The sequence below is a fragment of the Flavobacterium faecale genome (assembly GCF_048320115.1).
Taxonomy (GTDB): domain Bacteria; phylum Bacteroidota; class Bacteroidia; order Flavobacteriales; family Flavobacteriaceae; genus Flavobacterium; species Flavobacterium faecale_A.
This window is the reverse complement of the sequence record NZ_CP182943.1, coordinates 461,087-473,447: the sequence shown is the minus strand read 5'-3', so window position 1 is coordinate 473,447 and position 12,361 is coordinate 461,087. Positions and strand designations below refer to the sequence as shown.

Sequence of the window (12,361 nt, the reverse complement as noted above, 5' to 3'; positions counted from 1 at the left end):
ATTGTAATGGAGTAAATCAAAATTGGGTAATTATAAAGAATAAATTTACATCAAAATCAAACCATTGAAAGAGGACGATATTTTTAAAAGGGCAACATTAGTAAAGCAAGTAGAAGAAAATTCTAATTGGGATGTTATCGTCATTGGTGGGGGCGCCACTGGCTTGGGTGTTGCTTTGGATAGTGTTACACGTGGTTTTAATACTCTTTTATTAGAACAAGTAGATTTTGCAAAAGGAACTTCAAGCCGAAGCACTAAGCTACTTCATGGCGGGGTACGTTATTTAGCACAAGGAAATATTGATTTAGTTAAGGAGGCCTTACACGAAAGAGGTTTGTTGTTGAAAAACGCCTCTCATTTAGTCAGTAATCAATCGTTTATAATTCCGAATTATACTTGGTGGGATGTACTTAAATATACTATAGGACTTAAAGTTTATGATTTTCTAGCAGGTAAATTAAGTTTTGGAAAATCAATCCGAATCAGCAAACAAGATACCCTTTCCAGATTAAGCACGATTAAAAATGGAAAACTTAAAGGAGGAGTAGTTTATTATGATGGACAATTTGACGATGCAAGGTTAGCTGTAAATATTGCTCAAACCGCTATAGAATATGGAGCTACTGTTTTAAATCATTTTAAAGTAAATCAGTTGTTGAAGAGTAACGATGGAGTTGTAAGTGGAGTTGTAGCTGAAGATACTGAAACTAACCTAACTTATACTTTAAACGCCAAGGTCATCATAAACGCCACAGGTGTTTTTACAGATGAAATATTGAAAATGGATAATTCGGAAGCAAAAAATATTGTGCGTCCGAGTCAAGGGATTCATTTGGTTTTGGACCAATCTTTTTTACCTGGAAACGATGCTGTCATGATACCCAAAACCAATGATGGCAGGGTTTTGTTTTTAGTGCCTTGGCATAATAAGGTGGTGGTAGGAACTACTGATACGTTGCTGGATAGTCACAGTTTAGAGCCTAAAGCTTTAGATAAAGAAGTAGATTTTATTATTGCTACGGTAAACAATTACTTAACTAAAAAAGTAACAAAAGCGGATGTATTAAGCATTTTTGCAGGCTTAAGACCGCTGGCAGCACCAAAAGATAAGTCTGAAAAAACAAAAGAAATTTCGAGAAGCCATAAAATTATTGTTTCCAAATCAGAACTAATAACCATTACTGGAGGTAAATGGACAACCTACAGAAGAATGGCTCAGGATACTATAAACAAAACAATTGCAATAGGGAAATTGAAAAATGTAGCCTGTAAGACAAAAAACGTAATAATCCATGGGGCGATAGCATCTAATGATAAATCACAACATTTGTATATTTACGGAAGTGACCAAGAGAGAATACAAAATTTAATTGCCAATAAACCTGAATTAGGAGAAACCTTGCATTTCAGATTGCCTTATACCAAAGCAGAAGTTATTTGGGCGATTCGATACGAAATGGCTAGAACTGTTGAAGATGTTTTGGCTAGACGTGTTCGTGCCTTGTTTTTAGATGCTCGTGCAACATTAGAAATAATTCCGATGGTTGCTAAAATGTTGGCTGCTGAATTAGAAAAAGATGCGGCATGGGAACAACAGCAAATTAGCGACTTTACTAAAATTGCAAATCAATATGTTTTGTAAATACCAATAAAAATACCGTTTAAATTTAATTGATACGCTATGGGAAAATATATACCTGCTCTAGACCAGGGAACTACAAGTTTTCGAGCGTTTGTCTTTGATAAAAAAAAAGGAAACATTGTAACTGTAGCTCAAAAAGAATTTAAGCTATATTTTTCAAAACCAAGTTGGGTAGAACATGACCCCAATGAAATTGAGTCAACACAAGCAGGTGTAACCACGAAAGCTATAGCCAAAAAAGGATTGAATGTTGCAAATATAGCCGCTATTAGAATTACCAATCAACAGGAAACGGTTGTGGTGTGGTATAGATAAACAGGAAGATCCGTTTACAATGCTTTTGATTGAGAAGAAAAACGAACTGCTGATTATTGTGATAAACTCAAAAAAATTAGGTAAAGTGATCTAATTAGAAAAAAAACGGAATTAGTAATGGGCATTTATTTTTCAGGAACCAAAGTAAAATTGATTTTAGACCATGTTGAAAGATCAAGAAAAAAAGCGGAGTCAGGAGAATTGACTTTAGGAACTATTGACACCTGGCTCATGTAGAACTATAATCTCAATTCATCAACTTTAAGTATTAAAAAAAAGCAATAATTCCTTTTATTGCATCTATTTCTTTTGGGACTAATTTCTATATTTTATGATTTTATAAAATCCATAACCATAATATATTCTAAAGTTTAAAAGTAAATACTAATGCTACTCACAATCTGTTGTTGTTTATTGGGTTGGTGTTTAGTTGTTTTGGATTATTAGTGCCCCATTTTTGGACTATTCTTCTGTTTGGCTTACTAATTTTGTATCTATAAATATTAAAAAGATGAAATCAACTAAATTAATTTTTTGTTCCCTTATTTTTTGTTTTTGCTCGCTAATTCATTCACAAACTAAATTAATTGCTACTGGTTCAGGTGATACTTATGAATTAATTAATAAAGTTTTGTCGCCTGGTCATGATGCCGTTGAGGTTCCAGATTGTGCTCATGCTGCGTTTGGAAAACACATTAACCAAGTTTATGATACAGACTTAAAGAGGTATGTTTTTGAGTTTACAGTCCATACAGCAGTAGATAACGATCGTTGTGAAAAATTTGATCGTCAAAGAGTAGAAATTAAAACCTACGGTCCTTCGCCTGAAAACTTAAAAGGAAAGGAAGGGGAAATAGTTAATTACAGTTGGAAGTTTAAAATTCCTAGTGGATTTCAACCTTCGACATCCTTTACACATTTGCATCAAATTAAAGCAGTTGGAGGATCAGATGGATTGCCTCTTTTTACCCTATCAGCAAAAAAAGGAAAAATTAACAAGCTTAATTTAGTTCATGATAATGTTACAATCCTTCAAAGCGCACCATTAAATGATTTTATAGATACATGGGTTGAGGTTAAGGAAATAATTGAAGTAGGGAGTAATGGCTATTATTCAATGAAAATTTCAAGACTCAATGATGGAGTAGAACTGTTGTCTTATAGTACTGATAAATTAATGACAATAAGGGCTGATAATGAATTTATAAGACCTAAATGGGGTATTTATAGAAGTCTAAATAATAGCTCTGATTTAAGAGACGAGTCTGTGCTTTTTGCAGATTTTGTTATAGAGGAAACAAAAAAATAATAATTATTAAATAATAAAAAATTAAATTATGAAAAAAATATTGACAACATTAGCAATAACTATGATGGTTTCGTTTTCAACAATGGCTCAGTCTAATAACCCTGAAAAATCAGCAAAATGGGCTTCAGATAAAATGACAACACTTTTGACATTAAACGAAGGAGACGCTAAAAAAGTTTATGAAATTCAATTAGAAAAAACAATAAAATTAAATGAAGCTTTAAAAAAGTATGAGAATGATGAAGAAGGTTTAAAAGCGGCTAAAAAACCTATTTATTCTGATGCAAATAATAAACTGCAAGCGATTATTGGAAAAGAGGGGTTGACTAAATGGAAGACATATCTTCAAGAACAAAAAGAATAGTTATATTTAGATAATTTTTATTATATATATGAAACCCACAATTTTTTTGATTGTGGGTTTTGTTTTCTAGTTTTAAAAATGCCGTAACAAAATGTGAGTATTACAACTTATAGGGGGAAAGATTTTACATAATATAGCTGAGTTTGTACCAACTTTACATTAATAATAAACTAATCTAAAACAGTATAGTAGCAATATGTTTTAGAATAAAATAACACATTTTTAGTTTTGGATATTTAACTGTGTAGTTAAACGGCTGGAAACCAGTTGTATTTTTGATTGTTTAGGAATAGAATGGAATTTTTTATTGTTGTATAATAAAAACTAATTGTTATGCTTCTTTAATCTATTAATTATAACTTATTTTTGTACCGTTTTAAAAACAAATCACAATAATTATGTCAGATACAATCGAAAAAATAAAATGTCTTATTATAGGTTCTGGTCCAGCGGGCTATACAGCAGCAATTTATGCGGCTAGAGCAAACATGAATCCAGTTTTGTACCAAGGTATGCAACCTGGTGGTCAGTTGACTACGACTAACGAAGTGGAAAATTTCCCAGGGTATGTGGATGGTGTTACTGGGCCTGAAATGATGATTCAGTTGCAAAAGCAAGCAGAGCGTTTTGGGGCTGATATCCGCGATGGATGGGCTACTAAGGTAGATTTTTCAGGAGATATTCATAAAGTATGGATTAATGATACGATTGAATTACACTGTGAAACAGTAATTATTTCTACAGGAGCTTCGGCTAAATATTTAGGATTGCCGTCGGAACAACATTACTTAAAAATGGGTGGTGGCGTTTCTGCTTGTGCGGTTTGTGACGGGTTCTTTTACCGAAATCAAGAAGTTGTTATAGTGGGAGCAGGAGATTCTGCTTGTGAAGAAGCACATTATTTGTCTAAGCTTTGTAAAAAAGTAACGATGCTAGTGCGTAGCGACCAATTTAGAGCTTCTAAAATCATGGAAGAGCGTGTGCGTAAAACCGAAAATATCACTATTTTAATGAATCACGATACGGTTGAGGTATTAGGTGATGAGCAGGTGGTTACTGGGGTTAAGGCTAGAAACAAAACAACTGATGAAGTTTTTGATATAGAAGCAACTGGTTTTTTTGTAGCTATTGGTCACAAACCAAACACAGATATTTTTAAAGATTTTATTACGTTAGACGAAACAGGGTACATTGTTAATACACCAGGTACGTCTAAAACGAATGTTCCAGGAGTATTTGTTTCAGGTGATGCTGCTGATCATGTGTATCGTCAAGCAATTACTGCTGCAGGTACTGGATGTATGGCTGCTCTTGATGCAGAGCGTTATTTGGCTGCTAAAGATTAATTATTTAATAAGCTATAAAAAGAGAGTCCCAAATCAACTGATTTGGGACTCTCTTTTTTATCCACCAAAAGGATTTTTTTTACTTTGTTTTCTTTAGCAATTTGGCTTCATCAGAGAAATTGTTGATTTCGATTTTGGGTTTTCCTAAAAGTTGAATTTCAGATTTTCCGTTGGCACTAATAGTAATCGAACTTTCTACATTTATACTGCAATTAGAATTGCTCTCAGCGATTAGTTCAAGATCTTTTATCGTGAATTTACTCCCAGTCAATCGTGCATTATTGTCCAGTCTAATGCTAGATTTGGTGCTGTTTCCTTCAATTCTGGCTTCTGTTTTTTGATACATATCACATGCAAAATCTTCAGTTCGAACGAGTGTTTTTAATGAGGCATTTTGGCTTAATATGACTTTCCCTTTTTCAGATTTTAAGTTCAATTCGGTTTTTGTTTTGTCATTGGCTTCCAAAACAAAATCAGAGGTATTGGCATTAATAAATAATTGAGAGTCGTTGTAAGCTTTTAGTGTAATGCTTGTTTTTTGAATTTCCTGAATGGCATTTATGATAGACTGATCTTTGGCAATAATTAGATTCAAATCATTTGTATAGGTGACATAAAGCGCAAGTTTCTTGTAACGATAAGGATCTTTGGTTGTATTCAGATATAAGGTACTGTCTTTTATGATGATAGTAATTATAGGATGAAGATTTTCATCAGCATCTACTTTTAGAGCTGGTTTTTCTCCTTTTTCAAGAAAAATTTCAAGATTGCTTCCTACTTCAATTTTTTTGAAACTATTAAGGTCTTTGAGGGCTGTGATTACTTTTTTTGAACCTTTGATGCGGACTTTATTTTGAGCAAAAGATAAGCTGCTGCAAAATAAAAAAAGTAATATAATGAGGCTGTTTTTCATTTGGGAATGTATAAGTATTTGTACAAATATAAAAAATCATCCACTGTGGGTGGATGATTTACACTAAAATCTTAGGGAATTAACTTCAATTTATGTTTTTTACCAAATTGTTTTAATAGTGGTTTCTGCTAAAAGAGCTTTTCGTAAGTCCCAATTGTGTTATTTCGTTTTTATGATAATACCATTTTTGTTTATTTTTAATACTTCCAATTCTTTATTGGATGGATTGGTAGAATCTTTTATAATTGAAATTCCATCTTTGTCAATGGTTAGCGAGCTGCTTCCAGATGCAAGATCATCGTATTCATTTTCATCTAATGGACAATCCAAACATTTAACTTTGGAATCGGTCATTTTATAATGGTATTTGTCTGAGCTAAAATGCAAATTGAAAAAATGGTTGTCAGATTGGTCAAAGTTCTGAACACTATCATCTACTTTAAAAATACTTCCTGTTGGCAAATAGAGGGTTATTTCTATTTCTTGATCTCTAAATTTATTCTCATAATCCGTAATAAAATAGTTGTCCAGTAGGAGTTCATTGTTTATGTAACTAAAGTTATAGCGTATCGCTTCGGCTCTTTTTCTTGCTTCAGAAGTCGTTTTGCCTTTGGCTTCTCGGGTGATTTGGATGTACGCTTTTTTTTCGTCAGTTTGTTTAATTTCGAACTGGATGGCATTAGAATAGATTACTTTCGAATTGGCACTGTCTTGTGTAATTCGGAAATTGCTATAATCATCAGGGTTATTTGCAAAAAACGGATTGTATTTGAATTTAATCAATAGCGTGTCATTAGGTTTTAGGTCGAGTTTTTCATGCTGTATCATTCTACCTTCGTTAGAAAATGCCGAAGCTTGCTTTAGTCCTATAAAAATCACTAGAGATAAAGCGATAATCCACAAAGCTACAAGGGTGTATTTGACGATATTACCCATAGATTTCATTTTGGGAGAAAGGAGCCTGAATCCTAAAACTGTTAAGAAAAAAAATGGAATTCCGATTGCAAAGAGCATTAATAGTCCAAATGACCAAATAGGGTAGTCGGTAAAATTTCCAGCTTCGATAAAGCTTTCCCAAGGCAGGTCAATAAATAAATTGCTTCCAAGGGTAAACACACCAATGAGGAGGGTAATTAAAGTACTAATTCCAATAATGATAAGCATGATGCCCAATAGTTTGGCAAAAATTTGAAAAATGGAGTGAATTATGTTAGTTAGATTGGTTCCGACTTTTCCGGAAGTTTTTTTTATTTGGTTTCCAAATTTATCGTAATCTACATTTTTTATTTTGTTAGAGACATTCTCAAATTCTTCCCTAACTTTTTTTTCTATATTAGAAATGTTTACTGGCTCTCCTTTCATTTCTAATTTTTCTGAGGTGGTTTGCGCTTCAGGAGTAACGACCCAAAGAATAATATAGGCAATAATACCTGTTCCAAAACCACCTATTACAAGTAAAACTAAAATTACTCGAATCCAAACTACGTCAATTCCTAAATAGTGCCCTAGACCTGAGGCGACACCACCAATCATGTTGTTATCTGAATCTCGATATAGTTTTTTGGAAGCAGTTTGGTTGTTTTGACTGTTGTTGTAATTGGGTTGAGAATCATCTTCTATGATGTAGTCTTCTGGCTGTCCCATCACAGCGATCATTTGGTCAACATCTATTAAACTAACAACTTGTTTGGTTGAAGTTTGATTTTCGGAGAAAAGTTCGGCAACGCGCATTTCAATATCCTTGATGATTTCGTCTTGTCCTGAACTGGTATTCAAGGAACGTTTTATAGCATCAAAATAGCGAGTTAATTTTAGGTATGCATCTTCATCAATGTGAAAAACCATACCTCCTAAGTTTATGTTTACAGTTTTGTTCATGACGTTGTTATTTGTTGGTGATTAGATTTACAGCATTGGAGAGTTCGGTCCAAGTACCATTGAGTTCATTTAGAAAATATTGGCCTTCTTCTGTAAGTCCATAGTATTTTCTAGGAGGGCCAGAAGTCGATTCTTCCCAGCGATAGTGAAGTAATCCATCATTTTTCAACCGAGTCAGTAAAGGATAAATAGTGCCCTCTACGACCAGTAATTTGGCGTTTTTCAGTGTGTCTAATATTTCGGAAGTATAGGCATCTTTTTCTTTTAAGACAGATAAAATGCAAAACTCGAGAACACCTTTACGCATCTGTGCTTTTGTGTTTTCAATATTCATGTTTTTTTGATTTAATTTTCATTAAAGGCTGTAACCACTAATTTTATAGGTGTGATGCTAATAAATTTTACTAGATATTGTTCGCCTTCGTCCATAGTAAATGAAATTTTATTCAGCCCTTCTTTTAAACGTTTTTTTGAAAGAACTGTATTTTTTTGATTGTCCAAAACAAGAACTTTATATTCGTCTTTTTGATCTAATCTAAAATTTAGATTGATGTCCATTTTTTCTTTGGCTTCAATTTTAAATTGATTTTCTGCATTTCTATTGATTTTAATAACTTCTTGAGCCATTAATTTAGTTGTTACGACAACTAAAAGTACTATGATTAAAAGTAGTTTTTTCATTTTTATTCGATTTTATAAATAATCAGTTTATTTTATAAAAGAAATCGTTAAAGGGTATTGGTATCGTTCTCCTTCTGATGCTTTAATAGTAGCATAGATGATCAGGAAGAATTCCGTAATTTTTAATACACCAAATGTGATTATAGCCATTATTCCAGTCGTTATCAAGATTATATTATTGTCGATTGTCAAACTTTTTAATGCTATTTCATGATTATTAATTATCGCATTCCAAGTCAGCTGATTTAATAATATTGATATAAAAATGGGAATCGCTATAATAATTAATAACAAGCTGTATAAAAGCCAACTTAATTGAAAGTTCAAAACTTGTTTCCCATGAAAATCGATAGTTTCTGATTTTTCTTTTTTTGCGTTCCAAATTATCATTGGGAAAATATAATTTCCCAAAGGAATACAATATTGGGTTAGTGTACTTAAATGTACCAGTGCTGCGGTATTATTTTCAGAAGTATTTTCCATAGGTTAGTTTTTAAAGTTTAAAAAAAATGATTAGGCCTAGTAATATCTTATACAAATATACGTCTAATAGATAGTATCTTGTATTACATAGTACTGTAATTTAACTTTTAGTTAACAATATTAAATAGTATGTATGCATAGTATTTTTTTTGTATTTTAGCATAAAATCAGCTAATTATGAAACTAACGACCAATAAACTCAATTCTTTTTTGTTTTTCAAATTGCCCTCGGCTTTTATTTGTGGAGTACGGGTAAAGGAAATTGATAGGAGCAAATGTGTAGTAAGCGTGAAACATCGATGGATTAATCAAAACCCTTTTCAATCCATGTATTTTGCTGTTCAAGCCATGGCAGCAGAATTATCTACAGGTGCGTTAGTAATGAATCATATTCAATTGAGTCAAAGAAAAGTTTCAATGTTGGTGATTCAAAACAAAGCTGTATTTACAAAGAAAGCTACTGGTAGAATTACATTTGAATGTCTGGATGGTGCATTGATTAAACAGGCTTTAGAAAAAACAATAAGTAGTGGAGAAGGGCAGACCTTTTGGATGAAGTCTATAGGTACTGACGAAAATGGTGCTCAAGTTTCTGAAATGGATTTTGAATGGAGTATTCGATTAAAACAATAAAAACATATTTAGCTATCAAAAAAAACGTCTCCAAATTTGGAGACGTTTTTTTTGATTGATCCATTTATATTGGCTATTTGATAATTATTGAGGTACTAAAATCACCTTTATTTGTTATTGTTTTCACTATATAGACACCTGAACTTACTTTTTTCAAAGGTATTTTTATATTTGTTTGCTCATTATTTTCAACATCCCAATTTTCTATATCTTGTCCAATTGAATTATATAAATACATTTTTTTGATAATAGTGTCATCGGAATTATTATTAATATTTAGAGAATAATTATTTTCTGCAAAATAAACATAAATATCTTTTTTTAATTTATTTTCCGCTACTGCTAAAATTTCATTTTCTTTAGCAAATCGTAATGTGAACCTATTGTTATATTTTCCTGCAGGAAGTGTAATTGAAAAATCACCTAGATTTAAATCAAAATATTCATTAGTGATATTGTCATGAACGTAAATTGGTTTTTCATTAGAAATATTTTCCAATTCATCAATTTTAATTGTTGATTTACCTGTTTTAGCGATTACAATACCTAATGGGATGATTTGGTCATTATTAAAATTTGGCACAGCTTGAATTACAAACGGATTATTGTTTAGGTTGAAATACAGGTCGTCACCATTTAAATCAAACATAGGTGCATCGTAACCTAGGTCAAATTTATTGGTCGTGTTTTTATCACTTCCTAACAATAATTGACGATGTTTACCTGCTGTAGTTTTGTATCCAATTCTAATTTTTGGTCTGCTATCCACCACTTTATTTACAGTTGTTGATTTTGTTGTGGTGCCTGGTTTCATAAAAATAGAGTTGGTATTTCCTTCTTTATAAAACTGTCTTTGGCTGTTCTTGAAAATTAAAGCTCCCCCTTGAACAGTTGTCGTACTTCCTGTTATAGACGTTTCTAGTGCAGCATCAATAAAGAAAGATTGTGCTACAGGTATATAACGTCCAGGAACTCGATTTCCTTTGTTTCCAGATTGAGAATTTAAATCACCATTTACTGTTGCCAAAGTACCTCCCATCAGGGTGTACGTAGCATAACCACCTTCATACTCCGCTAAAGTATGATTGTTGGTAATTCCTAAATGATCCCAATAATAAAGTGCACCATTAAATACATTTGTGCTAGCTCTACAATCAGCACAATCTTTAATGTTGTCTTTGATGAATTCATCTGCATCTAAAGCACAAGGATAAGGGTTTCCTACCAAGTAAGTTTGTTCATAAGGCAATCCTAAATTGATTGTTCCAGAGTTTGGTTTCCCTATGAAGGAATAATTTTGTGTACTTAGCAAAGAAGCTGTTCCGCCAGAACCTTTCATAGTGAACCCTTCACCCACATTAAGTAAACCAGTGTTTTTAATGTGATTCCATAGGTAATAATTTTGCAATTCCGAATTAGACGCTAAGGTTTTGGAATTATACGACCATATCCAGCGTGTGGTGATTTTAATTGGGCTTTCTAGCGGGCCATCTGCAAAAAAAGCAGTGGAGCCAAAATTGATTAGTTTTGGGTTTTGTGAATCGGTTCCATCTCGTAAAACTCCATTTAAATTATAAGGAGAATTATTGGCGGCACCTCTTATTGTCACAGGTGAAGACCAATAGTTGTAATTGAAACTGTTTTTTTGTCCTTGTTGATCACGTTTAATGTAGCCACTGCTTGCTTCGTCAAAAACACTTTCACTAACTTGTACAGTATTATAGCGTTTTTGTACTAATTGTGATTCGCCTACTAAATCAATAAAACCATCTAATTTTAAATAGTGGGTTATCCACAAACCTTGACCGTTATTGTTCTCATTTAAAGTTTGTACCGGATTAGCCATTATAATTTTACCAGATTCAGATTTTAAACCTAACAATGTAATGTCTTTGGCAGTTGAATTAAGATCATGCAAACTTCTAACAATATTCCAGTCTATGGGTTGTCCGTTAATACCTGTGCTATTTGGGTAATCCCAAACGGAATTTCCGTAAGCCCAAGGGGTAGCGGCAGATGTATTTGTCCAATCTCCATTTCTTACCGTATAATAGGGAAGTGGTGCAGTTTGTGGTTCAGATGTAGTAATGTTTTTTAATTTTCCATCAGCACCAACACCAAAATTTCCATTCAAATAACCGCAGCCAAATTGGTCCATTCGATAATACCCTTTTAGATTGGTCCAATTCAAACCATAAATAGGCAATGGAATAATTTCTCCATAAACAACATTATTTCCTGTTGTTTGTTCCTTTATTTCTTGATTCATCATTTGATGAATTTGTTCTTCATTTAAGGCAACGTTCCAGATTTTTAATTCGTCTATCCAACCCTTGAAATAATTAATTGGAGTAGTACTGTCTTGGTCCATTGCTCCTAATAAGGTTCTGTAATTGTTTACAATTGGTAAACTCCCTCCAGATTTAGTAACCATTAAAATCCCATCAATATATAATTTATAGACATTATTAGAATAAGTTACAGCGATGTGAAACCATCTATTAGATGAAATTTTGTATGGTGAGGTCATACTTCCTGTAGCGTTCCATCTAAAGGTTACAAAATCATTTTGAACTCTTAAATCATAACCATTTCCTAAAGTACTTCCATTTCTTTTAGATAATATGGTTTGAATATTAGCATTAGATTGAGTCGTTTTTGCCCATACTTCAATACTAAAATCACTATTTAAATCATAGTTTGTTTTTTTAAAGTCAACATAATCATTCGTTCCATCAAAGTCAATAGTTGCACAATTTGATATGGTTACATTTACTGTACTAGTACAAGTTCCAAC

Annotated in this window: 12 protein-coding genes; 6 read left to right on the top strand and 6 right to left on the bottom strand. The window is 32.5% G+C overall.

Translation table 11 applies throughout. The features are described 5' to 3' along the window. The first annotated feature begins 64 nt into the window (after nucleotides 1-64). The 5 genes from ACNH59_RS01780 to trxB all read left to right on the top strand — a co-directional run bounded on the left by ACNH59_RS01780 (nucleotide 65) and on the right by trxB (nucleotide 4,976). Nucleotides 65-1,642, top strand: a complete 1,578-nt coding sequence (locus tag ACNH59_RS01780) for a glycerol-3-phosphate dehydrogenase/oxidase (RefSeq protein WP_418263746.1) — start codon at nucleotides 65-67, stop codon at nucleotides 1,640-1,642. Between the two features lie 39 nt (nucleotides 1,643-1,681). After that, a complete protein-coding gene (locus tag ACNH59_RS01775; RefSeq protein ID WP_418263745.1) occupies nucleotides 1,682-1,957 on the top strand; it encodes an FGGY family carbohydrate kinase in 276 nt (91 codons plus the stop codon). Nucleotides 1,958-2,468: 511 nt separating this feature from the next. Then, entirely contained in the window at nucleotides 2,469-3,266 is a 798-nt protein-coding gene (locus ACNH59_RS01770) for a fibronectin type III (RefSeq protein ID WP_418263744.1), read from the top strand. A gap of 28 nt (nucleotides 3,267-3,294) precedes the next feature. Beyond that, nucleotides 3,295-3,630, top strand: coding sequence for a hypothetical protein (locus ACNH59_RS01765; protein ID WP_418263743.1), 336 nt, complete (start codon nucleotides 3,295-3,297; stop codon nucleotides 3,628-3,630). Between the two features lie 398 nt (nucleotides 3,631-4,028). Continuing rightward, nucleotides 4,029-4,976, top strand: a complete 948-nt coding sequence (trxB, locus tag ACNH59_RS01760) for a thioredoxin-disulfide reductase (RefSeq protein ID WP_418263742.1) — start codon at nucleotides 4,029-4,031, stop codon at nucleotides 4,974-4,976. 79 nt (nucleotides 4,977-5,055) lie between these two features. Here trxB and ACNH59_RS01755 read toward each other — a convergent pair whose 3' ends face one another. The 5 genes from ACNH59_RS01755 to ACNH59_RS01735 form a co-directional block, all read right to left on the bottom strand. Next, nucleotides 5,056-5,889 (bottom strand): GIN domain-containing protein, encoded by an 834-nt coding sequence (locus ACNH59_RS01755; RefSeq protein ID WP_418263741.1) that lies wholly within the window; start codon nucleotides 5,887-5,889, stop codon nucleotides 5,056-5,058. A gap of 159 nt (nucleotides 5,890-6,048) precedes the next feature. Further along, on the bottom strand, nucleotides 6,049-7,767 hold the full coding sequence (locus ACNH59_RS01750) for a PspC domain-containing protein (RefSeq protein WP_418263740.1): 1,719 nt from the start codon (nucleotides 7,765-7,767) through the stop codon (nucleotides 6,049-6,051). A 7-nt stretch (nucleotides 7,768-7,774) separates the two neighbouring features. Next, nucleotides 7,775-8,101: a PadR family transcriptional regulator gene (locus tag ACNH59_RS01745; protein ID WP_418263739.1), complete on the bottom strand. Its 327-nt coding sequence runs from the start codon at nucleotides 8,099-8,101 to the stop codon at nucleotides 7,775-7,777. An 11-nt stretch (nucleotides 8,102-8,112) separates the two neighbouring features. Beyond that, nucleotides 8,113-8,448: a hypothetical protein gene (locus ACNH59_RS01740; RefSeq protein ID WP_418263738.1), complete on the bottom strand. Its 336-nt coding sequence runs from the start codon at nucleotides 8,446-8,448 to the stop codon at nucleotides 8,113-8,115. A gap of 27 nt (nucleotides 8,449-8,475) precedes the next feature. Further along, complete coding sequence (locus ACNH59_RS01735) at nucleotides 8,476-8,931, bottom strand: DUF4870 domain-containing protein (protein ID WP_418263737.1); 456 nt, start codon at nucleotides 8,929-8,931, stop codon at nucleotides 8,476-8,478. A gap of 177 nt (nucleotides 8,932-9,108) precedes the next feature. Between ACNH59_RS01735 and ACNH59_RS01730 the strand changes: the two genes are divergently transcribed. After that, nucleotides 9,109-9,564 (top strand): DUF4442 domain-containing protein, encoded by a 456-nt coding sequence (locus ACNH59_RS01730; RefSeq protein WP_418263736.1) that lies wholly within the window; start codon nucleotides 9,109-9,111, stop codon nucleotides 9,562-9,564. A 73-nt stretch (nucleotides 9,565-9,637) separates the two neighbouring features. On the opposite strand, the gene ACNH59_RS01725 is transcribed toward ACNH59_RS01730, so the two are convergent. After that, the gene (locus ACNH59_RS01725; RefSeq protein ID WP_418264913.1) at nucleotides 9,638-12,310 is read right to left on the bottom strand and encodes a LamG-like jellyroll fold domain-containing protein; all 2,673 of its coding nucleotides are present in this window, start codon (nucleotides 12,308-12,310) and stop codon (nucleotides 9,638-9,640) included. Between the last annotated feature and the right edge of the window lie 51 nt (nucleotides 12,311-12,361).